20 protein-coding genes are annotated in these 24,619 nt (G+C 74.7%); 13 read left to right on the top strand and 7 right to left on the bottom strand.

Annotated features, from left to right (window positions below; translation table 11 throughout):
* Positions 1-222 precede the first annotated feature (222 nt).
* On the top strand, positions 223-1,044 hold the full coding sequence (locus ACIQCH_RS31290; protein WP_402586456.1) for a DUF1206 domain-containing protein: 822 nt from the start codon (positions 223-225) through the stop codon (positions 1,042-1,044).
* A gap of 81 nt (positions 1,045-1,125) precedes the next feature.
* Here ACIQCH_RS31290 and ACIQCH_RS31285 read toward each other — a convergent pair whose 3' ends face one another.
* The 5 genes from ACIQCH_RS31285 to ACIQCH_RS31265 all read right to left on the bottom strand — a co-directional run bounded on the left by ACIQCH_RS31285 (position 1,126) and on the right by ACIQCH_RS31265 (position 8,061).
* Positions 1,126-2,064: a carbohydrate ABC transporter permease gene (locus ACIQCH_RS31285; protein ID WP_402586454.1), complete on the bottom strand. Its 939-nt coding sequence runs from the start codon at positions 2,062-2,064 to the stop codon at positions 1,126-1,128.
* Positions 2,061-3,419 carry an ABC transporter permease subunit gene (locus ACIQCH_RS31280; protein ID WP_402586452.1) on the bottom strand — a complete coding sequence of 453 codons (1,359 nt, stop codon included), beginning with the start codon at positions 3,417-3,419 and terminating at the stop codon, positions 2,061-2,063. The genes ACIQCH_RS31285 and ACIQCH_RS31280 overlap by 4 nt, the downstream gene beginning before the upstream one ends.
* Before the next feature lie 10 nt (positions 3,420-3,429).
* The gene (locus tag ACIQCH_RS31275; RefSeq protein WP_402586450.1) at positions 3,430-4,761 is read right to left on the bottom strand and encodes an ABC transporter substrate-binding protein; all 1,332 of its coding nucleotides are present in this window, start codon (positions 4,759-4,761) and stop codon (positions 3,430-3,432) included.
* Between the two features lie 91 nt (positions 4,762-4,852).
* Positions 4,853-6,535, bottom strand: a complete 1,683-nt coding sequence (locus tag ACIQCH_RS31270) for a glycoside hydrolase family 13 protein (protein ID WP_402586448.1) — start codon at positions 6,533-6,535, stop codon at positions 4,853-4,855.
* A gap of 251 nt (positions 6,536-6,786) precedes the next feature.
* Entirely contained in the window at positions 6,787-8,061 is a 1,275-nt protein-coding gene (locus ACIQCH_RS31265) for an ABC transporter substrate-binding protein (protein ID WP_402586446.1), read from the bottom strand.
* Between the two features lie 169 nt (positions 8,062-8,230).
* Between ACIQCH_RS31265 and ACIQCH_RS31260 the strand changes: the two genes are divergently transcribed.
* From ACIQCH_RS31260 to ACIQCH_RS31235, 6 genes are all read left to right on the top strand, one after another.
* Positions 8,231-8,737 carry a PadR family transcriptional regulator gene (locus tag ACIQCH_RS31260; protein ID WP_402586444.1) on the top strand — a complete coding sequence of 169 codons (507 nt, stop codon included), beginning with the start codon at positions 8,231-8,233 and terminating at the stop codon, positions 8,735-8,737.
* The gene (locus tag ACIQCH_RS31255; protein WP_402586442.1) at positions 8,734-9,516 is read left to right on the top strand and encodes an ABC transporter ATP-binding protein; all 783 of its coding nucleotides are present in this window, start codon (positions 8,734-8,736) and stop codon (positions 9,514-9,516) included. The genes ACIQCH_RS31260 and ACIQCH_RS31255 overlap by 4 nt, the downstream gene beginning before the upstream one ends.
* 2 nt (positions 9,517-9,518) lie before the next feature.
* Complete coding sequence (locus tag ACIQCH_RS31250) at positions 9,519-11,846, top strand: FtsX-like permease family protein (RefSeq protein WP_402586460.1); 2,328 nt, start codon at positions 9,519-9,521, stop codon at positions 11,844-11,846.
* A 58-nt stretch (positions 11,847-11,904) separates the two neighbouring features.
* On the top strand, positions 11,905-12,330 hold the full coding sequence (locus ACIQCH_RS31245; protein ID WP_402586440.1) for a nuclear transport factor 2 family protein: 426 nt from the start codon (positions 11,905-11,907) through the stop codon (positions 12,328-12,330).
* Between the two features lie 564 nt (positions 12,331-12,894).
* Entirely contained in the window at positions 12,895-13,986 is a 1,092-nt protein-coding gene (locus ACIQCH_RS31240; protein ID WP_402586438.1) for a hypothetical protein, read from the top strand.
* Between the two features lie 199 nt (positions 13,987-14,185).
* Positions 14,186-14,938, top strand: a complete 753-nt coding sequence (locus ACIQCH_RS31235; RefSeq protein ID WP_402586436.1) for an N-acyl homoserine lactonase family protein — start codon at positions 14,186-14,188, stop codon at positions 14,936-14,938.
* 50 nt (positions 14,939-14,988) lie between these two features.
* Here the strand turns inward: ACIQCH_RS31235 and ACIQCH_RS31230 are convergent, their stop codons facing one another.
* On the bottom strand, positions 14,989-15,414 hold the full coding sequence (locus ACIQCH_RS31230; protein ID WP_402586434.1) for a hypothetical protein: 426 nt from the start codon (positions 15,412-15,414) through the stop codon (positions 14,989-14,991).
* Between the two features lie 494 nt (positions 15,415-15,908).
* On the opposite strand from ACIQCH_RS31230, the gene ACIQCH_RS31225 reads away from it, so the two are divergent.
* The 3 genes from ACIQCH_RS31225 to ACIQCH_RS31215 all read left to right on the top strand — a co-directional run bounded on the left by ACIQCH_RS31225 (position 15,909) and on the right by ACIQCH_RS31215 (position 18,140).
* Positions 15,909-16,736: a class E sortase gene (locus ACIQCH_RS31225; RefSeq protein ID WP_402586432.1), complete on the top strand. Its 828-nt coding sequence runs from the start codon at positions 15,909-15,911 to the stop codon at positions 16,734-16,736.
* 66 nt (positions 16,737-16,802) lie between these two features.
* Positions 16,803-17,567, top strand: coding sequence for a maleylpyruvate isomerase family mycothiol-dependent enzyme (locus ACIQCH_RS31220; RefSeq protein ID WP_402586431.1), 765 nt, complete (start codon positions 16,803-16,805; stop codon positions 17,565-17,567).
* Positions 17,568-17,756: 189 nt separating this feature from the next.
* Positions 17,757-18,140, top strand: a complete 384-nt coding sequence (locus ACIQCH_RS31215; protein WP_402586429.1) for a hypothetical protein — start codon at positions 17,757-17,759, stop codon at positions 18,138-18,140.
* Between the two features lie 99 nt (positions 18,141-18,239).
* Here the strand turns inward: ACIQCH_RS31215 and ACIQCH_RS31210 are convergent, their stop codons facing one another.
* Entirely contained in the window at positions 18,240-18,713 is a 474-nt protein-coding gene (locus ACIQCH_RS31210; protein ID WP_402586427.1) for a hypothetical protein, read from the bottom strand.
* 184 nt (positions 18,714-18,897) lie between these two features.
* On the opposite strand from ACIQCH_RS31210, the gene ACIQCH_RS31205 reads away from it, so the two are divergent.
* The 3 genes from ACIQCH_RS31205 to ACIQCH_RS31195 all read left to right on the top strand — a co-directional run bounded on the left by ACIQCH_RS31205 (position 18,898) and on the right by ACIQCH_RS31195 (position 24,494).
* On the top strand, positions 18,898-20,262 hold the full coding sequence (locus ACIQCH_RS31205; protein ID WP_402586425.1) for an alkaline phosphatase: 1,365 nt from the start codon (positions 18,898-18,900) through the stop codon (positions 20,260-20,262).
* Positions 20,263-20,457: 195 nt separating this feature from the next.
* On the top strand, positions 20,458-21,867 hold the full coding sequence (locus tag ACIQCH_RS31200; protein WP_402586423.1) for an SWIM zinc finger family protein: 1,410 nt from the start codon (positions 20,458-20,460) through the stop codon (positions 21,865-21,867).
* Entirely contained in the window at positions 21,864-24,494 is a 2,631-nt protein-coding gene (locus ACIQCH_RS31195; RefSeq protein ID WP_402586421.1) for a DUF6493 family protein, read from the top strand. The genes ACIQCH_RS31200 and ACIQCH_RS31195 overlap by 4 nt, the downstream gene beginning before the upstream one ends.
* The last annotated feature ends 125 nt before the right edge of the window (positions 24,495-24,619 follow it).

The raw sequence follows: 24,619 nt of genomic DNA, 5'->3' as shown, positions 1-24,619 counted from the left end.
GGTGGTGTGCGCGGGGGCCATGGCGAGGACCCCCCCGCGCCCCCCCGGGGCCCCCCCGGCCGCCCCCCCCCCCCCCCCCGCGGGGGGCCGCCCCCGGGGGGGGGGGGCCGGCGCGGGGCGCCCCCGCCGCGCGGTGCATGGTGCGGACCGGAGCGGGCAGGGGCGGGCGGACGAGCCCGTCACGGGAGGCGGGCGCTACCGGCGGGGGAGGCGGGAAGACGCATGGCGGAGTCCCTCGGCGACGGCACGACCCCGCGCCGCGCCGCTCACGGGGCGGTGGCCGTGGCCGCCGGGTGCGGCCTGGTGACGAGGGGAGTGCTGTACCTGCTGGTGGGCCTGCTCGCCCTGCAGATCGCGTTCGGGGACACCGGGGAGCAGGCCGACCGCACGGGAGCGCTGGCCGAGCTCGCGGGCCGCCCCTACGGGCGCGTACTGGTCTGGGCCATCGGCCTCGGCCTGGTCGCGATGGCCCTCTGGCGGCTCTCGGAGGCCGTGCTCGGTGCCTCCGGCCCGCAGGGAGGGAAGGTGACCAGACGCGTCGCGTCCGCGGCCCGCGCCGTGTTCTACGCGGTGGCGGCCGTCTCGGTCCTGGCCTTCGCCGCCGGCCGGGGCGGCGGCCGCTCCGGGGACGAGGAGTCACGGGACGTGACGGCCGCCGTGCTGGGCGTCCCCGCCGGAGCCTGGCTCGTGGCGACGGCCGGCCTCGCGATCGCGATCGGCGGCGTCGTGATCGTCGTGAACGCGGTCCGCCGCACCTTCCGCGAGGAGATGGACACCGGCCGGCTGCCCGAGGGCGTCCGCCGGGGCGTCGACGCGCTCGGCGTCGCGGGCGGCGTCGCGCGCGGCGTCGTGTTCGCGGCCGCCGGCGCGTTCCTCGTCCACGCGGCCGTGGCGTACGACCCGGGGAAGGCCAGGGGCGTGGACGACACGCTCCGTTCCTTCGCGCAGACGCCGGCCGGCCCCTGGCTGCTGGTCGCGGTGGCCGGCGGGCTGCTGCTGTTCGGCGCGTTCTCCGTCGCGATGGCCGCCTGGCGGCGCTCGTGAGACCGGCGCCCGGGCCGGTGGCGGGCCGGTGGCAGGCCGGCGTCCGGGCCGGCCGGGGGCGCCGGCCCCCGGCCGCGGCCCTCACTTCACCGACCCCGCCATCACCCCCTGGACGAAGTGCCGTTGAAAGGCGAAGAACACGACCAGCGGGACCACCAGCGACAGGAAGGCACCGGGTGCGAGGACGCCGATGTTGCTGCCGAACTGCCTGATCTGGGACTGCAGCGCGACCGTCAGCGGCTGGGAACCGCTGTCCGCGAAGAGCAGCGCCACGAGCATGTCGTTCCAGACCCACAGGAACTGGAAGATGGCCAGGCTCGCGATCGCCGGCCGGCCGAGCGGCAGCACCAGCCGGAAGAAGATCCGCCACTCGCTCCCGCCGTCCATCCGCGCTGCCTCCAGCATCTCGCGCGGGATCTCGGCGAAGTAGTTGCGGAGCAGGAAGACCGCGAACGGCAGGCCGTACGCCACGTGGAAGAGGATCACCCCCGCGATCGAGCCGAACAGCCCGACGGCGCCGAAGAGCTTGGCCACCGGCAGCAGGCCGATCTGCACCGGTACGACCAGCAGCCCGACGACCACCAGGAAGATGCCGTCCCGGCCCGGGAAGTCCAGCCACGCGAAGGCGTACCCGGCCAGGGCCGCGATGCCGACCACCAGGACCGTGGCGGGCACCGAGATCAGGACCGTGTTGCCGAACGCCGCCGCGATGCCGGAGTCCTTCAGCAGGGCGGCGTAGTTGTCCAGGGACAGCTGGGACGGGTCCGCGAGCGCGGTCCACCAGCCGCCCGCGGCGTTGTCCCGCTCGGAGCGCAGCGAGGACAGGAGCAGGCCCGCCAGCGGCGTGATCCAGACGAGGGCGACGAGGACCAGCAGGCCCTGCACCGCCGAACTGCCCAGCAGCCGCGACAGCCGCCTCCCGTGGCGCGCCCCCGGCGGCGACGCCGCGCGGCCGGACGCGGGCCGGACCGCCGGCGCCCGGCCCGGTCGGCGACGTTCGATGGTGCCCTGACCGCTCATGCTCGACTCCTTCGGAACCGCCGGATGTTGAAGACCATCGCGGGCACGACCAGCAGCAGGAGCACCATGCTGAGCGCGCTGCCGAGCCCCTGGTCGTCGCCGCCGCCGAAGGAGACCAGCCACATGCGGGTGGCCAGCACGTTCGCCTCCTCCTGCACGGGGCCGGGCGCGATGACGTACACGAGGTCGAAGACCTTCATCACGTTGATCACCAGCGTCACGAAGACGACGGTGAGCACCGGCGCGAGCAGCGGTACGGTGATCTTCCGGAAGATCTGGCCCTCGGTGGCGCCGTCCACCCGGGCGGCCTCCAGCGCCTCGCGCGGGATGGCCGCGAGCCCGGCGCCGATCAGGACCATCGCGAAGCCGGTCCACACCCACAGATAGGCGCCGATGATGGCAGGTGTCACCAGGGTCGGGCCCAGCCAGTTCAGGCCCTCGTAGGGGGCGGCGAAGTTGGCCGCGGGCAGCCGCACGGTGTACGCGCCCGGGGACAGTCCGGTGAAGCGGAACGACCCGTCCGGCCCGGTGGTGGCGGTGGCGGCCACCCGGCCCTCGCGCACCGCCTCCACGGTCATGCCGGGCAGGCCCTTCTCGCCCGGATCGACGGCCCCCGGGGTGCCGGCCCCGCCGGGCGCGAAGTCGAGGTAGACCACACCCGCGAGGGTGCCCGCGGCCTGCGCACCGGGCGCCGGCGCGGCCGCGGCCCTGGCCGGGGCGGGTATCGCGCCGGGCGCCACGCCGACCAGGCCGAGGCGGACCGGGGTGCCCGGGCGCACCGGATCCGTGGTGCTGTACGGGCCTCCCGCACCCCCCGTCAGGCCGTGGCCCGGGCGGGGCCGGGCCGTGGGGTACGCGGCGGCGTCCCGGAAGGTGTCGTGGACCCCGGTGGCCACCGCGTTGAGGACGCCCCGGTCGGGGTCCTGCTCGTAGGCGAGGCGGAAGATGATGCCCGCGGCGAGGAACGACACGGCCATGGGCAGGAAGAGGACCAGTTTGAACGCGGTCGCCCAGCGCACCTTCTCGGTGAGCACCGCGAGCACGAGCCCGAGCCCGGTCAGCAGGGTCGGCGCGACGACGACCCAGATGGTGCTGTTGCGGATCGCCTTGAGGGTGGCCGGGTCCCGCACGATCGCCGCGTAGTTGGCGGCGCCGACGAACCGGTCGCCGCGGGCGTCGAAGAGACTGCGGACGAGGGAGAAGACGACCGGGTACACGACCAGGGCGCCGAGCAGCAGCAGGGCCGGCAGCACGAAGAGGACGGCGAGGCGGCGCTGCCGGCTCCGGGCCCGGCGCCGCAGGTCGGGCGCGGTGCGCGCACGGGTGTCCGCGCGCGCCGCCGGGGTGTCGGTCATGGGGGCCACCTCAGTTCCCGTAGGCCTTGGCGGCCTCGGCCTCGAGCGTGGCGGCAGTGCCCCGCGGGTCCCGGGGGTCGCGCAGGAAGTCCTGCAGGACCTTCCACTCGCCGGCGCCCTTGGTGCCGCCGAACGCCGCCGGGGCCTGGTCCGACATGTCGAAGCGGACGGTGTCGCCCGCCGAGACGAGCGATGCGGCGGTGCTGCGGGCGACCTCGTCGCCGTACGCCTGCAGGTCGACCTCGGTGTTCGGGGAGAGGAAGCCGCCCGCTCCCGCCCACACCTCGGCGGCCTCGGGGCCGGCCAGGAACTCGACGAGCTTCATGCCGGCCGCGCCGTTCTTCGCCCGCTTGAGGACGACGGCCGCGTCGCCGCCGCTGACGACCGGCGCCTTGCCCCCGTCGACGGCGGGGAACGGGAAGAACTTCGCGTCCGTGCCGGGCTTCTTGCCGAACTGGTCCTTGGCGACCCCGCCGACGAAGTCGCCCTCGAAGACCATGCCGGCCTCGGGCTCGGGGCCGAAGACCCGCTCGACGGAGGTGGGGAAGTCGGTCCGCAGCGCGGTCCGGGCGCCGCCGGCCACGAGCTGCTGGTCCTTGAAGAGCGCCCCGAGCGTGGTGAGGGCCTTCACCACGCTGGCGTCGGTCCACTTCAGCTCGTGCCGGGCGAGCCGGTCGTACTTCTCCGGCCCGGCCTGGGAGAGGTAGATGTTCTCGAACCAGTCGGTGAGCGTCCAGCCGTCCTCGCCCGCCACGGCGAAGGCCGGGCGGCCGGAGTCGGCGAGGGCGTGGCCGGCCTTCAGCAGGTCGGCGTAGCTCTTCGGCTCGCTCACGCCGGCCTGGGCGAAGGCCTCGGGGGCGTACCAGACGGTGGACTTGTGGGCGGCCTTGAAGTAGAGCCCGAAGTACGTGCCGTCGACGGTGCCGTAGTCCTTCCACACCGGGGCGAGGGAGGCGCCGGCGGTGCCGGCGGCCCGCTCGGACAGGGGCTGGAGCCAGCCCTTCTGCGCGAACTGCCGGAGCACGCCCACCTGCGGGACCATCACCACGTCGGGGGCGTTGCCACCCTCGATCTTGCTTCCGACGAACGTCGAGACGTTGTCGCCGGAGGGGACGAAGACCGTCTTGGCGCCGGTCTTCGCGGTGAAGGCGTCCAGGACCTTCTTGAAGTTCTGCTGCTCGCTGCCGGTCCAGACGCCGGCCACGGTCACGGTCTGGCCGCTGAGTTCACCGCCGGAGGCGGGTCCGGTGGTGCCGCCGCACGCGGTGGCACCGAGGGCGAGGGTGAGGGCCGCCGACGTGGTGGCCGCGATCCGCCGGGGCGCCGTGCTGGGTCGTCGCATCGTGAGCTCCTTTTGCGAAGGGGGAGGGGAGGAGAACGGGCGGGGGAGGGGAAGGGGGAGGGAGCGGCCTCGGGCCGGGGCCGTTGCGCGGCTACGGGGCCGGGAACTCGCCGGTCCACCAGGCGGCGGTGGCGGCGGGGAGTACGCCGTCGGGGCAGGGCCCGCTCGCGAGCAGCGGGGTCCCGGCGACGGGGGCCGGCACCGCCTCGGTACCGAAGTTCACCGCGCAGACCAGGCCGTCGCCGCGGACCACCGCCAGGACCTGCGGCGGTGTCTCGAGCCAGCGCAGCGTGCCGTCGCCGAGCTGCGGGAGGCTGCGCCGCAGCTGCAGGCCGTCGCGGTAGAGGTGCCAGAAGGACCGGGTGTCGGCCAGGGCGCGGTCGGTGGCGTGCTCGGCGAACCAGGCGGGCTGCGGCAGCCACGTCCTGACGTCCGCCGCGGCCGGGCTGAAGCCGAACGGAGAGGCGTGCCCGGACCAGGGCAGCGGTACGCGACAGCCGTCCCGGACGTGCCGGCGGCTACCCGTGCGGCGGAAGATCGGGTCGGTGAGGACCTCGTCCGGCAGGTCGAGCACCTCGGGGAGGCCGAGCTCCTCGCCCTGGTAGACGTAGGCCGCGCCGGGCAGGGCGAGCATCAGCAGGGCGGCGGCGCGGGCGCGGGCGCCGCCCAGTCCGCTCCCCTCCACGCCGGGCTCGCCCGCGTAGCGGGTGACGGTCCGGACCTGGTCGTGGTTGTTGAGGACCCAGGTGACGGTGGAGCCGGTGCCGGCGATGTCGCGCATCGCCTCGGTGATCGTCCGGCGGAAGGCCTGCGCGTCCCAGGGCGCGCTGAGCAGGTCGAAGAAGAACGCCTGGTGCAGCTCGTCGGGGCGGACGTACTCGGCGTGCTGGCGCGCGGTGGGTACGGACACCTCGCCGACCAGCAGCCGCTCGTGTCCGTCGCGTGCGGTGTACTCCTCGCACACCGCACGCCAGCGGCGCCACACGTCGTGGACCTCGGGCCGGTTCCAGGCCAGCTGGTTGACGGCGTCGCGGGAGCGCTCGTCGGCCCCGGGGTCGTCCGAATCGGGCAGGTCGGGGTGTTTGAACAGGCCGGCCGCGACGTCGATGCGGAAGCCGTCGACACCGCGGTCGAGCCAGAAGCGCAGCACCTGCTCGAAGTCGTCGCCCACGGTCCGGTCGCGCCAGTTCAGGTCGGGCTGCTCGGGCGTGAACAGGTGCAGGTACCACTCGCCCGGACGGCCGTCGGACTCGACGACCCGGCTCCAGGCCGGCCCCCCGAACATGGCCCGCCAGTTGTTGGGCGGCTCGGCGCCGTCCGGGCCGCGGCCCGGCGCGAAGTGGAAGCGGGTGCGGGCGGCGCCGCCGGGCCCGGCGGCGAGCGCGTCGCGGAACCACGGGTGCTCGCTCGAACAGTGGTTGGGGACGACGTCGAGCAGGAGCCGCAGCCCCAGCCGGTGGGCGTCGGCGACCAGGCGGTCGAACTCGGCGAGGTCGCCGTAGACCGGGTCGACGCCGCAGTAGTCGGCGACGTCGTAGCCGTGGTCGTGCTGCGGCGACGGGTAGAAGGGGCTGAGCCAGATGCCGTCGACACCGAGCTTGCGCAGGTAGGGCAGCCCGGCGCGGACGCCGGCCAGATCGCCGATGCCGTCCCCCGTGCTGTCGAGGAAGCTGCGGACGTAGACCTGGTAGATCACCGCGTCGCGCCACCAGGAGCCGTGTCCGGCGGGGCTGCGGGAGGGGAGGCCGATGTCGGCCGGAAGGGTGCTGAGCATCTCGCGTCGACCTGTTTCTGCATGAAATGCGCTGAATGCGAGAGCGCCCTGATCAGTCTGATCGGATGCGCTGTTATGCATGCATGTTAAGTAGCGGCGACCGCAAGGTGTCAACGATGTGTCCATCGAAGGCGGCGGAATGCGGTGGTTTGTTCGTAAAATTCGCCGCGCATGACGAAGGGCGGCTACTTAACATGTAAGTAGCCGCCCTTGAGGGGTCTCTCAGAAGAGGTGCGAGCGACGCGGTGCGGTCAGCCCTTGCGGGAGAGGGCCTCGAGCTCGCGCGCGAGCCGCGCCACCGCCTGCTCGGGCGTCTGGCGCAGCGCCAACGCGTCCTGCGCCACCGCCTGCACGGCGAGGCTGACCTGGTCGTACCGCGGACTCTTGGGACGCGGCACCGCCGACAGCAGGCTCTGCCGCAGGGTCGGCAGGTACGGATATGCGCGGACCAGCTCCGGATCCTCGTACAGCGCCGCGCGCACCGGAGGCAGCGAGCCCTCGGTGAGGATCCTGCGCTGGACCCGTTCACTGGTGAGGAAGGAGATCAGGTCGGCCGCCGACGCAGGATGCCGGGCGCCGCTGCTGACGGCCAGGTTGGACCCGCCCAGCACGGCGGTGCCGGGACCGTCCGGTCCGGGCAGCGGGACGACGCCGAACCTGCCGGCCACCCCGGAGCCCGCGCCGCTCGCATCGGCGTACACGTACGGCCAGTTCCGCAGGAACAGCAACCGGCCGTCCTGGAACGCCCGCCGGGACTCCTCCTCCTTGTACGCGAGCGCCTCGCGGGGTATCCAGCCCTCCCGCACGCCGTCTGCCAGGAACCGCAGCCCGGTGCGCGCGGCCGCCGAGTCGACGGCGACGCGCGCCCCGTCGTCGCGCAGGACCGCACCACCCGCCGAGTGCACGGCCTCGGTGACGTTGACGGTCAGCCCTTCGTACGGCAGGAACTGGCCGGCGTAGCCGCCCAGCCCGTACCTGGGGGCGACGGTGCGCGCCAGCCGGGCCAGCTCGGCCCAGGTGCGGGGCGGCCGCTCGCCCTCCCGCTCCAGGACGTCCTTGCGGTAGTAGAGCAGCCCCGCGTTCGTGACGTACGGGACCGCGTACAGCCGGCCGTCGAAGGTCGCGGTGTCGACGACCGGGCGCAGGAAGGCGTCCAGCGGGAAGCGGCGCCGCTCCAGCGGGGAGATCCAACCGGCCGCGGCGAACTCGGAGGTCCAGGCGACGTCGATGTTGAGCACGTCGAAACGGCGGCCGCCCGAACGCAGTTCGCTGATCATCTGGGCGCGGGTCTCGTCGGCCGAGTCGGGGAGCTCGACGAGGGTGGCCCGTTCGGCGGGATGCCCCCGGTTCCAGTCGTCGAGCAGCGGGGCCAGGTAGTGGGTCAGGTCCCCGGCCGTCGCGAGCGTCACGGGACCGCGGGCCCCGTCGCGCGCGCCCGCGTCGGCACGGACACCGAGACCGGTGTACCCCGCCAGGACCACCGTCACGACCAGGAGAGCCCTACCCGCGGCACGCATCCACCGCATAGGTTCCTCCCAGTGCACGAACCAGGCCGCACCGCCGACCATTGCGGCCTATGTATACCTGTTAGGCATGCGCGATACTAGAGGCCCAGGCAGGAGGGGTGGGCGCTGCTGCCGACCCGTGCACTGCCGGGTCAACAGTTGACTACGGAGCGAGAAGGAGGGGGAGCGAGTGCGGCTGCCGCTCCTGGCGCTCCTCACCCGTGGCCCGGCGCACGGCTACGAGCTGAAGCAGGACCTTGAGAAGCTCCTGGGGGCCGCGTACCCTCAGCCCAACGTCGGCCAGATCTACGTCACCCTCGGACGGCTCGAGAAGAGCGGTCTGATCGAGGGCGAGGATGTCGAACAGTCGGGCCGGCCCAACAAGCGCACCTACCGGCTGACGGACGCCGGGCGCGAGGCCGTGCAGGCCTGGTTCGAGGACACCGCCGAGGAACCACGGGTCCGGGACGAGTTCTTCATGAAGCTCGCCCTCGCACCGCGGTCGGGGATGGCCGATCCCGTCGCGCTGATCAACAAGCAGCGCCGGCAGTACCTCAACACCATGCGGGACCTGTCGAAACTGGCCGCGGCCGAGGACCGCGACAACACGATCTCCCAACTGCTGATCGAGGGCGCGATGCTGCACCTGCAGGCCGACCTCGACTGGCTGGAACGCTGTCAGGAGGAGCTGGAATGAGCGGTGCGGACCCCGCCCCTCCTGCCGTCCCCATCGTCCGTGCCGAAGGCCTGACCAAGACCCACCACGGCGAGGGCGCCCCCGTCCACGCCGTGCGCGGCGTGGACCTGAGCGTCCGGCCCGGCGAGTTCGTGGCGGTGACCGGCCCCTCCGGTGCCGGGAAGTCCACCCTGCTGCACCTGATCGGCGGCCTCCAACGGCCGGACGGCGGGAAGCTGTGGATCGGCGGCGAACGCGTGGACGGCTACCGCGAGGCCCGCTGGGCGGTCCTGCGCCGCCGCAGCATCGGAACCGTCTTCCAGTTCTTCAACCTCGTCTCCAACCTCAACGTCGCGGACAACGTCGAACTGCCGGCCCTGCTCGCCGGCGCGACCCCCAGGGCCGCCCGCGCCGCCCGCACCGAACTCCTCGCCGAACTCGGCCTCGAAGCCCGCGGGCGGGCGATGCCCGGCGAGCTGTCCGGCGGCGAACAGCAGCGGGTCGCACTCGCCCGCGCCCTGGTCAACCAGCCCGCCCTGCTGCTCGCCGACGAACCGGCCGGCAGCCTCGACAGCAAGGGCACCCGCGAGGTGCTGCGGCTGCTGTCCCGGTTCCACCAGCGCGGCCAGACGATCGTGATGGTGACGCACGACGCCCGGATGGCCAGCGCCGCCGACCGCGTCATCAGCTTCTTCGACGGGCGCATCGCCGACGACGCCCGGCTCGGCGACGGAGTTCCGCCCGGCCGCGCCCGCCGCGACCCGGCCGGCGTGTCCCGCACCCTCGAGCTGTCGGAATGACCGTGCGGGCCACCCTGCGCTGGGCGCACGCCGACGTCCGCACGCACCGCGGCGAAGCCCTCTTCGTCGTCCTGGCCAGCGCCGGGATCATCGCCTCGCTCCTGCTGGCCGGTGCCCTCTTCGGCTATGCCGCGAACCCCTGGCAGCGGATCTTCAACCAGTCCCGGGGCGCACACGTCTGGCTGCACACCCGGGGCGGCGCGGACCTGGCCGCCCTGTCCCGCGTGGACGGGGTGGCCGCCCTCTCCGGGCCCTTCCGTACCGCGACCACCACCGTCGAGCGGCACGGCCTGCGGGCCCCGGTGACCCTGCGCGGCACCCCGCCCGAGCCCCCGGCCGTGGGACGCCCCCTCGTCACCGCCGGCCGCTGGCCGGCCACCGGCGACCGCGCCCCCGGTCGCGTCGGCAGCGTCGTACTGGAGGCCTCGGTCGCCCGCGCACTGTGGGCCGAACCCGGTGACACGGTGCAGGTCACCGGGCCGGACGGCGCCACGCACGCGCTGCGGGTGAGCGGTACGGCCGAGGCGGCCGAGCTCCGCTACCGCCCGGGCGCCGCGCCCGGCATCGGCTGGGTCCTCGCCGGCACGCTCGAGCAGATCGCGCACACGGACACGGGGCAGAGCGTGGGCCTGCGCCTGGCGGACCCCGACGACACGGACTTCATCGTCCAGCGGGCCGTGACCGTCCTCGGTGCGGACCACGTGGTCCAGGTCACCAAGTGGCAGCAGGCCCGGGCCGAGGCCGGCGGCGACGAACGGCTCCTCGGCCAACTGTTCGCGGTCTTCGGCCTGGGTGCCCTGCTCGCCGCGGCGCTCGCCGCCTCCGGCGCCATCGCCGCGCGGGTGCACGGCCAGCTCCGGGACATCGCCGTCCTCAAGGCGATCGGCTTCACCCCCGCCCAGGTGGTCCGCGGCTTCCTCGTCCAGCACCTCGCCTTCGCGCTGCTCGGCGTCGCCCTCGGCACGGCGACGATCGCGCTGCTCGGCGCCCGCATACCCGGCCGGATCGGGGAGGCGGCGAAGGTGTGGCAGGAGCTGCCCGGCCACACCGCCCTGATGGTCGGCATCCCCTGCGGCGCGGTGCTGCTGATCGCGGCCGCCACGGGGCTCGCGGCCTGGCGGGCCGGACGCGTGCCCCCGGTCCCGGTGGCCCGGGCGGCACTGCCCACCGCCACGCCCCTGACCGCCCTCGGCAAGCGGGCCCTCGGCCTGCGGGTGCCTCCCGCGCTGGTCCTGGGGTGGCGGGCGGCGTTCCCGCGGCGCGGCCGGACGCTCGTGCCGCTCGTCCGGCTCGCCCTGCCCCTGGCGCTGATCACGGTCGCGCTCGTCGCCTGGTCCACGCTGGACCAGTTCCGCAGCCGCCCCGACCGGGTGGGTCTGCCCGCGGCCCTGACCGTACGGGCCGACCGGCACGCCGGCCCCGAGGACTCCGCGCTGCAGAAGACCCTGGCCGCGCTCCCGGACGTCGCGGCGGTCCACCCGGGCGCGGAGACCGCGGCCCTCGTCCCGGGCCAGACCGGCACCATCACCTTGCGCGGGCTCGGCACGGCCGCCCGTCCGTACCCCTCCGCGGTGGTGGCGGGCCGCCCGGTCGGCGGCCCCGACGAGGCGGTCGCCGGGCAGGGGCTGCTGGACCTCCTCGGCGTGCAGGTCGGCGACTGGGTCCGGATGACCGTCGAAGGACGGCCGCACGTCCTCCACCTCGTCGGCCGCACCATCGAACCGGACTCCGGCGGCCGCGTGATCACCACGACGCTGGACACCCTGCGCGAGGGCGACCCGGACCTGCGGCCCGGCTTCCACGCCCTGGTCCTGCGTGCCGGTGCGGACCCCAGGGCGGTCGGCGGCGCCGTCGCGGCGGCGACCGGCGGCACGGTGGAGGTCCGGGAGACCCCCAACCCGGCCGACCGTCTCGAACCGGCCCGCGCCGTGGTCGCCGCGCTGGTCGGAGTGCTCGCCCTGATCGGCCTGATCGAACTGCTGACCCTGGTCGGCACGCGCGTACGGGACCGGGGCCGGGACCTGCTCGCCCTGAAGGCGATCGGACTGACCCCCCGGCAGATCGGCGCGATGATCATGACGGCCGCCGCGCTGACCGCCCTCGTGTCCGCGGTGGCGGGCACGACCGTCGGCGTGCTCGCCGGCCGCTGGCTGGTGGACGCCCAGGGCGCCGCGAGCGGGATCGGGGCGGGCATCGCCCGGCTCCCGTCGCCCGCGGTGCTGCTGACGGTGGTCGTGGCGGCGGTCCTCGGCGCGGTCGCGGCCGCGGCCCTGCCGGCCACGCGCACGGCCCGCCGCCGCCTGGCGGACTCCCTGACCGAGTCACTCTGACCGGCCGCCGGCCGCTGCGATGATGGGGCCTTCCCGTCCGTTCGCAAGGGAGGCCGCCGTGCCCGCAACACCCCAGGAGATCTTCCGGCGTTACGTCCACGCCGGTGCCGTGACCCGCGATGCCGGGGCGCTGGCCGAATGCTTCACCGAGGACGGCGTGTTCGAGGCGCCGCTCGTGCCCGAGGGCGGTGCCTTCCCCCGGAGGCTCGTCGGCCGCGAGGAGATCCGCACGGCGATGGCGGCGTACTACGAGCGGTCCTCGAAGGACGACCGCGCGCCGAACGCCGCGAAGTCCCGCTGCGTCCTGCACACCACCGACAGCCCCGACGTGTTCATCGCCGAGATCGACACGGTCTTCGACGGGGACGCGAACGGGGTCGGTGGGGAGGCGGACACCACGGTCTCGCTCGTCCAGGTCTTCCGGCTCCGGGACGGGAAGATCGCGCGCCTGCGGGACTACTTCGCGCCGCAGCTGGTGGATTGACGTCCCGGCCGACGGGACCGGGGGAGCCGTCGCGGCACGGCCCGCGCCCTCGCCGGGCAGGCTCCGAACGCGCGCCGGCCGCGGCCCCCGAAGCCCCTCGCCGTAAGGGCCCAACTGTCGGGCAGGAGGGCGCTGCACGGCGGTGACACCCGGACGAACCGATCGGCGGTCCTCCAGGTCACCGCCTCCCGGTGGGATTCACCCGGCCGGCCCGGGGGCCGCACCGGAACCGCAACGGGGCGGCTGCGCAGATCGGTTGCGGTCCCGGCGGTGCGGGGTGCGGCGCCGTGCGGCGGGGCGGGTCGGCGAACGCCGCGTCGAGGCCCGCCCCGCCCCGGGCACCGGCTCAACGGGGGCCCGGGGGCGGGGATTCGCGCGGCTGGCGACATTTCCGGGCATACCGGATGGACCGATTGGCGGGCACCGTGTACGCCGATGTGTTGACAACGGAGGCCGATCCGTGAGGCGTTGCGTCCGTGTCGCGTGATCGGCGCGGGAAGCTCGTCCCCGCAACCGGGATGTCGACGGTCCCGGTGCGCCCTTACCTTCCCAAAGGAGCGCTTCATGAGTCGTGAGCACCAGACCAAGGCCCCGCTCGGGCCGCTTCCCCGGCACAGGACGTGGGTGGCGGGAGGCGCCCTGGCCTCGCTCTCCCTCGTGCTGGTCGGTGTCGTCAGTCCCATCGCCGTGGCGGCGGGGCGGGCCGGAGCGGACGTGGCCGCGGTGCGGCCGGCCGGCGGCGGTGACGGGGACGACTGCAAGGAGAAGCCGCGCCACCACGAGGGCAAGCCCCTGCACGTGAAGCTGCTGGACCGCTACCTGGGCGGCGGCGACGGAGACGGCCACGACGACCACTGCGGCGGCACGGGTGCCACCGGCCCCACCGGCCCTACCGGCCCGACGGGTCCGACCGGCCCCGCCGGTGGCGGCGGCACGGGTGCGACCGGCCCCGCGGGTGCGACCGGCGCGACGGGTCCGCAGGGCCCGCAGGGTCCGACGGGTCCGGCCGGAACCGGCGGCGGCGCCACGGGCCCGACGGGTCCCGCGGGTGCGACCGGCGCCAGCGGTGCGACGGGTCCGCAGGGTCCGGCCGGCGCGACGGGCGCCACCGGTCCGCAGGGTCCGCAGGGTCCGGGCGGTGGCGACACCGGTCCGACGGGTCCGACCGGTCCTGCCGGCCCGACGGGCGCGACGGGTCCCACCGGGGCGACCGGTGCCACGGGTGCGACGGGTGCGACGGGTGCCACGGGTGCGACCGGCGCGGCGGGCCCGTGCTCCGACATCGACTCCTACAGCCCCAGCAACACCGAGGACTTCCAGGCCGTGCTCACCGGCGGCCGTACGTACGCCGGCCGGGCCGCCGCCCCGGGCGGGACGATCGCCTGGCAGGACCTCACCAACGCGGTCGCCACCCCCACCGACCCGGCGAACCCCGACTACCCGGCGGGCGTGTGCGGTGTCGCCTTCAACTCCCAGGGCAACGACGCGTGGGTCAAGGTCGTGACCACGTCCGGCACCGTCTGGCAGACCCACGGCGACGTCAACGGCCAGAACTTCATCTGGGACGAGGCCTGGATCCAGAACACCACCCCGACGCCGGCCGTGCTCCTCAGGAGCGGCTTCACCGGCACCCGGGTGGCCAAGCCGGTCAAGTGACCGTCGGACCGCACCCGACGTAGCACCGCGCAGTACCGGAGCGCGCCCGCCCCACGGACCCCGGGTCCGTGGGGCGGGCGCGTTGCCCGGCCCGGAGGCGGGCACCGGGGCCGGGTGAACCACCGCGCCTCCTGCCCGAGTTCGACCGAGTGTGTTGACTTTTGCTCGTGATCGCACCGCGGCCTGCGAGGATGGCCGCATGGGGAACAGCGTTGCGGTACATCGACTTGATCTGGGGTACTTCGTCCGGCCGGCGTCGGAGACGGACGGTCGACAACCACGGGTCGAGCCCGTTCTCGCGTACCTGGTGCGCCACGACAACGGATCGATCCTCTTCGACACCGGCATCGGCTACACCTCTCCCGAGACCGAAGCGCACTACCGCCCGCACCGCAGGGACGTGCGGGAGGCCCTCGCGGCGGCCGGTGCCGCCCTGGACGACATCTCACTGGTCGTCAACTGCCACCTGCACTTCGACCACTGCGGCGGCAACCCCCTCCTGGCCGGCACGCCCGTCCTGGTGCAGGCCGTCGAACTGGCCACCGCCCGCCGTGGCGGCTACACCTTCGAGGAGCTGGTCGACTTCCCCGGCGCGACCTACGAGGAGCTCGAGGGCGAAGCCGAGATCTGGCCGGGCGTCCGGATCGTGCCGACGCCGGGGCACACGGCGGGACATCAGTCACTGGTCCTCGAGCAGGGCCGCGGTACGGTCGTCCTCGCCGGCCAGGCGCACGACTTCGCGTCCGACTTCGCCTCCGACCAGCTGGCCCGCCGGGCGGCGCTCGACGGGGTGGAGCCCCCGTTGCCCCCCTACCGGCCGTGGCTGGACCGACTCGCGGACTTCGATCCGCGCCGGGTCCTCTTCGCCCACGACTGCTCGGTCTGGGAGCCTTCGCGCGGCGGGGCGCCGGAGGGGCTCGACGGCCCCTCCGGCGCCCGCCGCGTCCGGTGACGTCACCGGGTCGCGGCCCCGGGGGAACGGTGGCGGCCGGTGTGGACGGCTCACTTGCCGAGCTTGGCCTTCAGTTCCGCCTTGACCTGCTTCTTGATGTCGGCCTTCGACACCGTGCCGCCGGTGCCGGTGGCGTCGCCGCTGACGGAGGTGGCGTCACCGGTGTTCACGGCGTCCGCACTGGCGTTTCCACCCGTGGCGTTGCCGGTGGTGATGGTGCACTTGCCCTTGCAGCTGTTGCCGCCGGTGTCGGCGTCCCCGCCGGTCGCGGTGCCGCCCGCGGTGGTGTTCTCGGCGTTCGAGTCGCCACTCGTGCCGATGCCGTCCGCGCTGTCGGCGTGGGCCAGCGAGACCACGCCCTGCGGTGCGGCGGCGGGAGCCGCCATCGCGGTCGCCGGGAGGGCTATGCCGCCACCCACCAGGGCCACGGAAGCGCCGGCCAGGACGATGCGACGGGAAAGGATGCGCTCGAACATCGGAATTCTCCACTCGGGATATCGGGAATGAATTGAGAAAACCACCCCCTCTGAATTGAGGGACGATTTCCCGCCCCCGTATGTCCCGGGTGCTTTCCCCGGTGAGGGCGTACTTCAAATAAACCCGACCCGGGCGCCGCCGTCATGCCACTCCCCTACGTGGCTTGACAAACCGGACCCGCTTCAGCTCGCCGCCGCCCTTCCGCTCGCCCGCCGCACCTCCGCCCGTCCGGCGCCCCTCCAGCAACCCGCCCCCTCTGCCCCTTCCGCCCCTCTGTCCCTCCGGCCGGGGGCTGCCGAGGGCGGCCGGGGCGATCTCGAGGGCGCCCGGAGGGGGCCGGAAGCGGCCGGAGGGGGCGCCGGCGGTGCCGCGATGGCCGACCTCACGGACGGGGACCCTGTTGGCGAGCCGACCGCTCGGCTAGCGTCGTTCCGCCCGATGGGCGTCTTCCGCGTCCCGGGGACACATCTGCCGGCTCTCGATCTGGACTGCCATGCCGAGTCACCGAACCGCCCCCACCGCGCTCGCTGCCGCCGCAATCGTGCTCGCGCTGGCCGGCTGCTCCGCCGGCGCGGACGCCGCGAGCGGCGCGGCCCGGCCCGCCGGCCCCGTCATACGCACGTCCGCGCCGCCCCCCACCGGCGGGCCCCCGACCGCGCGGACCACCCCGACCGCCCTGCCCGGCACGACCCCGACCGCCACCCGGACCGCTTCCCTGCCGTCCGCCCCGCGCTCCGCCCCGCCGACCACCGCGGTGACGACCGGGCCCGCCACCACCCCGCCCCCGCACCACACCGGGCGCACCAGCCCGGGTCTGCTCACGATCCCCGGCATCGGTGTGGCGGACCTGCGGGTCGTCCCGTACGAGGGGACCACCGACGACCGGCCGGGAACCCGGATACAGGATCGGGGACTGGCCGCCAGCCCGTACGGGAAGCGGGGCGGCGTCGGCCCGGGCCAGGTCGGCAACTACCTGATCACGGCGCACCGGCTCTCCGCCGGCGGTCCCCTGCACGACCTGCCCTCCCTGGGCCTCGGAGACCGCGTCCTCGTGACGGCGGGCGGCACGGTGTACGAATACCGGATCACCGCGACCAGAAAGACCTCCTTCCGGTCGGCGCGCTCCCTGGCCGCCCAGCGGGCCGCGGTCCCGGGCCGGCCGGGAGTGGAGCCGACCCGGGCGATGATCACGCTCTCCACCTGCGCGACCCCCGAGGACAACGCCGCCGGCAACCGCTGGCGCGACGCCCGGGGCAACCCGGAGCACCGCATCGACAAGATCGGCGTCCTGGTCTCCACGAAGCCGGCGCCCCACGACTAAGAGGACATCTCGCGTGGGGGCCTTAATCGAGTGCGAGAGTTCCGGTCCAGGTGGTACAAGGTCTGTGTGACTGATCATCTTTACTTCCCCACCCTGCTGCGGATGATTGACGAGCGTTCCGCCGCGTTCCGCGCCGCCGTCGCCGCGGCCCCCAGCCTCGACGCCGACGTCCCGTCGTGCCCGGGCTGGACGCTGTACGACCTGGCGAACCACCTCAGTGAGGGGGACCGCTTCTGGGCCCACATCGTGCGGAACACCGCCCCGGGCGACGAGCGGCCGAGCAAGGACGGGCTGGCGGCGCCCAGGGAGCGCGAGGCCCTCATACCCTGGCTGGCCGACTCGACGGAGCAGCTGCTCACTGCTCTGCGCGAGGCCGGCCCGGACGGGGGCTGCTGGGCCTGGTGGGAGCCGCTGGCCTCGCCGCACACGGTGGCCGCCGTGGCCCGCCGCCGCGTCCCGGAGTCGATGATCCACACCTACGACGCCCAGCTGGCCTCCGGTAACCCGCAGGAGCTGCCGACGACCGAGGCGGTCGACGCCATCGAGGAGTTCCTCGCCACCGTCTGCACCGTCACGGTCCCGTGGCCGGGCGAGCCCGCGACCATGGACTACCACGCAGCCGAGGCCGGCTCCTGGCGCCAGACGGTGGACGCCGCCGGTTCCCGCTTCACCCGCCTCACCGCGGCGGAGGCCGCCGAGAGCAAGCCCACCGCCGCCATCTACGGCACGGCGAGTGAGATGGCCCTGCTCATGTACATGCGCATCCCGGCCGGCTCGCTGCGGATCGAGGGCGATGCCGACCTGCTCCAGCAGCTGCAGAACTGGGGCTAAAAGGCTTGTCCCGCAAAAGGTCTCTGGGGCCGTGGGGGGGCGTGGGGACGTACGTGGGTCGTGGGCCGAGGCCAGGAAGAGGCTTGACACGTCCTTGCGCAGCCCGAGGGCGTCGCACGACCTCACCCGGGTGCGGTTGATCGGATACTGCTACGACAAGACCGTCGACGTGGGCTGAGACTGATCATCTTGAGCGGATGCAACATCTACGCCGGCCATCGGGAGCCGCTGCTCTCCGGGGTCACCCTCGCGGAAACCCTGTGGACCGACCTCGAAGCGGCCTTCGGTGTCCGGTTCTCCGGTGACGCCGGTGGGCACTCCCCTTCCTTCACGTGGGGGGACGGCGAGCACTGGCTCAGCGTCTGGGTCTCGGTGCCGCCGGACCTCGACGAGCCGTACCGCTCCCATCCGGCCAGGGTCACGGCCCATCAGCCGGACTCGGACGCCTGGGCCCAACGGGTCTTCGACGCCCTCGCCTCAACGGGCCGGTACTCGCTGTTCGTGATCGAGGACCACCATGCCCTGGTCCGGACGAACTCGGAGCTGGCCCGCACCCAGTGGGAAGACCGCTGATCCCCTGCCCCGCAGCCCGTTCGGTGCCCCGCACGACGCGAATCGCGCGGGGCGCCGGCCATTGCGCATGATGGAGCTCCGAGCCGGGGAGGTGCTCGTCTAGGACCTGCCCGGCCCGTCACCGTCCGGGGGCGGAGCGGATCCGGTGGCAGTCGACAGGCTCACGACCGGGCAGCCGAAGAGGTCCGACAGGACGCGCCGCTGGTGCTCCGTCAACGGGTGGAGGAACACCACGGCCTGCGCGCCGGTGGCTTCGCGGAGCGCCGCCACCTCCCGGGCCTTCCCGGAGCGGATGACGGTGCGCCGGGAGAGCGGTCGGGACATGTTCCGGACGCCGCCGTCCTGTACCCCGCGACGCTGGACGGCCCGGCCCAGGACCCGTATCCCCCGGGACGTCAGGTCGGCCTCCGCGGCGTCCATCAGCGTCGCGAAGTCCTTCTGCTTGCCGGAGAAGAAGCCGACGAGCACCACGCCGGCCCCGGCGACGAGAACGGAGTCGTGCGGGGGGAGGGCCCCCGGCCGGGCGGACGGACTCGCGGCGGGGCGGCGGTCACGCCTGCGGTCCCGGTACATGCCCCCACCGTAGGAGGCCGAGGCCCGAGCCGGTACCGGATATCGGCCCGGACGGCGCGACGGGTGGACGCCTGTGGGCTACGCATGTTCGACGGATCGTTAACCTCGGCTTCACGGAGGGCTGATGGTCTTGCTCCCGCCGGTCACCATGCCGGTGCGAAAGTCATACCGAGGAGTGGATCCCATGTCCCAGCCCACCCGCCGTCGTCTCGCGGTCGCCACCGCCCTGGTCGCCGCGACCACCGTCGCCGCGGCCGTCACCTCCACCGCCGGCGCGTTCGACAGCGCCCAGAAGGCGAAGGCGGCCATCCAGAGCGGCAAGGCGAAGAACGTCATCCTGCTGATCGGCGACGGCATGGGCGACTCGGAGATCACCCTCGCCCGCGACTACACGGTGGGCGCCGCCGGCCGCCTGAACATGGACAAGTTCCCGCTCACCGGCTCGTACACCACGTACGCGGTCCACGCCGACGGTACGCCCGACTACGTCACCGACTCCGCGGCCAGCGGCACCGGCTGGGCCACCGGCGTGAAGACGGTCAACGGACGCATCTCCAAGACCCCCGGCACCGACAAGGCCGTCCCGACCCTCCTGGAGCTCGCGCAGAAGAAGGGCTACGCCACCGGCAGCGTCACCACCGCCGAGCTGACCGACGCGACCCCGGCCGTCCTCGCCTCGCACGCGACGGACCGCTCCTGCCAGGGACCGGCCGACATGGCCAAGTGCCCCACCGACACCATCAAGGCCGGCGGCCCCGGCTCCATCGCCGAGCAGTCGGTCAGCCACAAGGTCGACGTCCTGTTCGGCGGCGGCAAGCAGCGCTTCGACCAGAAGATCACCGACGGCCGGTACAAGGGCCTCACGGTCACCGAGAAGGCGCAGAAGCTCGGCTACCAGGTCGTCACCGACAACGCCGGCCTCAAGAACGCCAAGGCCGGCAAGCCCGTGCTCGGCCTGTTCGCCACCGGCAACGTCCCCGTCGAGTGGACCGGCAAGCCCGCCGCGGTCGGCGGCACCGACCCGCAGCGCTGCCTCACCTCCAACCCGGCCCGCCCCGCCACGACCCCGAGCCTGGCCGACTCCGCCACCAAGGCGATCCAGCTCCTCGAGGCCAAGCAGAAGCAGAAGCACTCCCAGCAGGGCTTCTTCCTGCAGATCGAGGGCGCCTCGATCGACAAGCAGGACCACGCCGCCGACCCGTGCGGCCAGATCGGCGAGACGGCCGCCTTCGACCGCGCCGTGAAGGTCGCCCGCGCCTACGCGGCCACCCACCCCGACACCCTCGTCGTCACCACCGCCGACCACGGCCACACCAGCCAGATCGTCCCGCTGGAGGCCACCCCGCCCGGCCTGTCCTCCACCCTGGTCACCAACGAGGGCCAGCAGCTGAAGGTCAACTACTCGACCAACACCCCCGGCCAGTCGCAGGAGCACACCGGCACGCAGGTCCGCATCGCCGCGCAGGGCCCGCAGGCCTTCCGCGTCCTCGGCATCACCAACCAGACCGACCTCTTCACCACGATCACGGAGGCCCTGCGCCTGCGCTGACCGCTCCGACCGCGGGGAAGCGGCGGGCCGTCCCCGGCCCCCGCTTCCCCGCGGTCGTGTCCCGCACCGGGCGCGTCCCGTTCCCGGGTCGCGCGGCGGCTGCCCGGGCACGCACCCCCCCGCTCGGCACAGGCCCGGGCCGAACCGGCGGCGACCGCAACGGCGTTGTCAGTGGCCCCTCGTAGCGTCTGCCGCATGACGCGATCCGCACACACCTTCGCCTACGCCGGATCCTCCGCGCTGACCGGCTCCGGCACGCACCGCCTCCTCGGCCTGGAGACGGCGGGCGGCCTGACCCCGGCCGGGGCCGAGGCCCACCCGCGGTTCTTCGCGGGCTTCCTGAGCGAGCCCCGGGCCGCCGCGCGGGCGCTGCTGGCCGTCGCGGACGTGGCGGGGGCCCGCTACTTCCGGCGGACCGAGCGGGCCTCCCTCGACCCGGTGGTGACGGCCAACGGCGACCGGCTGCGCTTCGAGTCCTTCTCCGGATGCTGCGGGGTGTACGCCCGCCTCGACGTCCTGCCCGAAGGCCTCCAGGGAGCCGACACCGGCCACGGCACCACGAACGTCGACGTCAACAACCCGCTGCGCGAAGCGCTGTCCCGCCTCACCGGCGACGACCCGCTGCACCTGCGGGTCGGCCCCGACGAGCTCGCCGTGACCACCCTCGACGGACCGGTCGTCGAGAAGAAGGTGCCGCTGCCCGACCGCTGGCTGCGCGGTTTCGCCGAATCCCAGGCCATCACCGCCGGCTTCGACCTGCGCGCGGAGCTGTCCGCCACCGAAGCGGTCCGCTTCCTGCGGGCGCTGCCCCGCGGCTCCGCCGCCGGCGGCGCGGCCGCCGGCCCGCTGTGGGTGGTCCCCGCCGGCCGGACGCTGCGCCCCACCACCCGTCCCGTGCCCGGAGCGGTCTGCCTGCCCGGCCCCGAACGCCTCGCCGCCCTCCACCGCGTGCTCCGGCAGGCCACCGGCCTGCGCGTGTACGGGCCCGCGGGCGACGGCGCCGCCACCGCCTCCGCCTGGGAGGTCACCCTGCCCGGCATGCGGCTCACGCTCACCCTCTCCCCGGAGGCCGACCGCGGGTTCTCCGGGGAGGGCAGCGTGCTGGAGGCCCTCGCCACCGACACGGCCGCCCAGGACGCCGACCTGGTGTCCGTCCTGCTCGCCTGGGAACCGCGGATCGCCCCGGCCGACCTCGCCGAGCAGTCGGGCCTCCCGGTCGAGCGGGTCCGGGCCGCCCTCACCCGCCTCGGCACGGCCGGCCGGGTCGGCTACGACCTCGCCGAAGCCGCGTACTTCCACCGCGAACTGCCGTACGACGCCCGGCGCGCCGAGCGCCACAACCCGCGGCTGGCCGCCGCCCGCGCCCTCCTGGCACAGGGATCCGTCATCCTCGACGGCCGCGGCACCGCCGTCGTAGCCTCCGGTGAACGGCGCTACCAGGTACGCGAGTCCGGCGGCGCGCTCAGCTGCACCTGCCAGTGGTGGGCCGACTACCGGGGCCGCCGAGGACCCTGCAAACACGCCCTCGCCACCCGCATGGCCCGCCGGGCCGCGACCACCGGCACCCCGCCCCGCACCACCGCCGCGACCGGAGAGGCACGATGACCACCCCGCCCGAGATCCTCGCCACCGTCCGGGCGGGTCGGCCGCGCGAGCTGCCCGCCCTGCTCCGGCCGCTGGACCGCGCGCAGCGCCGGGACCTGCTGGCCGAACTGAAGGAGCTGCGCGGCGAACTGCGGGCCTCCGGCTGGGCCCGCTGGCAGGAACGGGAGCGCATCAGCCCGGCCCTGCTGGTCGCCGGCGCCGCCTGCCAGACCGGGGCCGCCGCCGCAGCCGCCTGGATCGGCGGCCGCGACATGCGCCGCCGGCCACGACGGCCCTACGACGCCCTCCTCGAGGCGCTGGCCGACCGGGACCCCCGATGGCTCGGCGACCTCGCGAACCGGCTCGCCGCCCGGCCCGCCACCGCCCGGGACGACTTCCCGCTGATCAGCGAACTGGCCCGGCGGGCCGGCTGTCCCGTACCCACCACCGACGGCTGCGTCGAGGGCTGGGCGACGGCCGTGCGCGCCTCCCGCGCGCCGCTCGTCCACGCTCTGCGCCGGGACCCGCACCTGACCGCTTTCGTCCCGCGCCTGTTCGACACCCCCGAACCGGTCACCTCCCTGGCCTGGCAGTGCGAACCGGACGAGCCCCACCACTGGCCCACGGCCCTGGCCGCCCTCGCCGCGGAAGGCCTGCTCGACCGCGCCGTCCTGCTCGACGGCTGCACCGCCCGCCTGCTCCGCGGCGGCACGGCCCTCGTGCTCAAGCCCTACCGGGCCGTCCTAGCCGCCCTGCGGCCGACCGAGGAGGAGGAGCGCGAGCGGACCGCCGACTGGATCGCGATCACCGCCGACGCGCCGTCCCCCGTGGCCTGGCACGCGCAGCAGGTGGTGGCCCGGCTCGCGGCGGCCGGTCACGTCACCCCCGGCCAACTGGCCGACATGTCCGCCGCCGTGCTCTTCCGACCCGAGCGCAAGCTCGTACGGGCCCAGCTGGCCCTCCTCGGCAGGGCGCTGGCCCGCCACCCGGGTGCCGCCGCCGAGCTGCTGCCGCTGCTCGGCGAGGCCTTCGGCCACGCGGACACCGACGTCCAGGGGCGGGCGCTCGAACTGGCCGCGGCACACCTCCGCGACGACGAGGCCCTGCGCGCCGAACTCGCCGACCGCGCCCACCTCCTCAGCCCGGTCCACCGCGCGCGGGCGGTGGCGGTCCTCGGTGCGGACGCCGCCCCCGACGAGGACACCGGCGCGTACCAGGAGCTCCTGCCGCCGCCCCCGCTCCCCGTCCCGCTCGCCCCCGCCCCGGAGACGGTGGAGGAGACGGTGGAACTCGTCGCGGCCGTGGTCAACTCCCGTACCGAGGTGGTCGAGGAGTTCGAACGGGCCCTGGACGGTCTGGTCCGCCACGCCCACCGGGACCGCGCCGCCCTGGCCGCAGCCCTGCGTCCCGCGCTCGCCGACCGCTACTGGCTCGACCCGGAGCGCCGCCACCTGTACACCGGCGAGCTGGCCGGCCTGGAGCACATCGCCGCCGCCGTCCTGGACGCCCGTCCCGCCCGGCGGACGCGACAGGCCGTGGTCGGCTGGCGCAGCGACTGCCACCACACCGACGCGGCCGTCGCCCGCCACGCCCGGCTGGCCGAAGCCGCCCGGCGCGTCGACACCCGCCCGCTGCCGTTCCTGCTGGCCACCCCCACCCAGAGCTCCGGCACCCTCGACCCGCACGTGCTCCTCGCGCGACTCGCCGAGTACGCCCGCCTGGGCGAGACCCCCGCCCCGGCCGACTTCGCACAGGCCCTGCTCCGGGTCCGCCGCGACCCCTCCGCCCTGGCGGCGGCGGCCGCCCTCGGCACGCCCGAGGGGGACCGGTTGGCGGCCTGGCTGGGCGGAGCCGGCAGCCCTGCGGAGGTCACCCGTCACACCGCGCCGGCCGAGTACCACCGCAACGGCGGCACGCCCGACCGCCACGTCCTGGACACCGGCGAACGGACCGTCGTGGCCGCGGAGTTCCCGGCGGCGTTCCGGCCCCTGGGGCGCAGGCGCACGGTGTCCGGCCGCTGCTGGGACGGCGGTGCCCCCGAGTCCCTGATCGCACTCATGCCCGAGGACCGCGACACCCTGGCGGCCTGGTCCCTGCCGGCCGTCACCTCCTGCGCCCTGGACGACGAACGCGGTGGGACCGACGTCCTTCCGGGGCTCGCCGCCGCCGGCGGCCCGGCCGGACCCGCGCTCCACCTCGCCGTCGCCACCGGCCTCGGCGCCCGGCACCCCCAGGACCGGCTGCGGGCGGTCGACGCGCTGCTCACCCTCGCCGGCCGCGGCGAGTTGGACGCCGAACGCCTCGCCGCCGACCTCACCGAACTGCTGGACCTGGGCACGGTCAAGCCCGGCCGGCTCGCCGACGCGCTGCGCACCGCGGCGTCCACCGGCGCCCACGCCACGACCTGGTCGGTCCTGGGCCCGGCCCTGCCCACCCTGCTCACCGGCTCCGCCGACCCCCGGGGCACCGGGGAGCTGCTCGAGATCGCGGCCGAGTGCGTGGAACGGTGCGGGGCAGCCTCACCCCACCCCGCCGGACTCGCCGCGACCGCTGCCCGCCCCGGGCGCTCCCGGCTGGTCACCCAGGCGGCCCGCCTGCGCGACGCGCTCCACCGCAACCAGGAGGCCCTCGCACCGGCCGCATGCTGACGGGGGCTCGACGCCCCGCTCGTCGCCGAGGCCGCCGCCCTCCTGGCGGCGGAGCTCACGTGAGGGCGGGCCGGTACGCCCGCGAGCCCCGGCGGGGATCGAACAGCGCCTCACGGTGGCCGCCC

The sequence above is a fragment of the Streptomyces sp. NPDC093225 genome (assembly GCF_044753805.1).
Lineage (GTDB): Bacteria > Actinomycetota > Actinomycetes > Streptomycetales > Streptomycetaceae > Streptomyces.
Note: the sequence above shows the minus strand (reverse complement) of the source record. Positions and strands in the feature narration are given on the sequence as shown.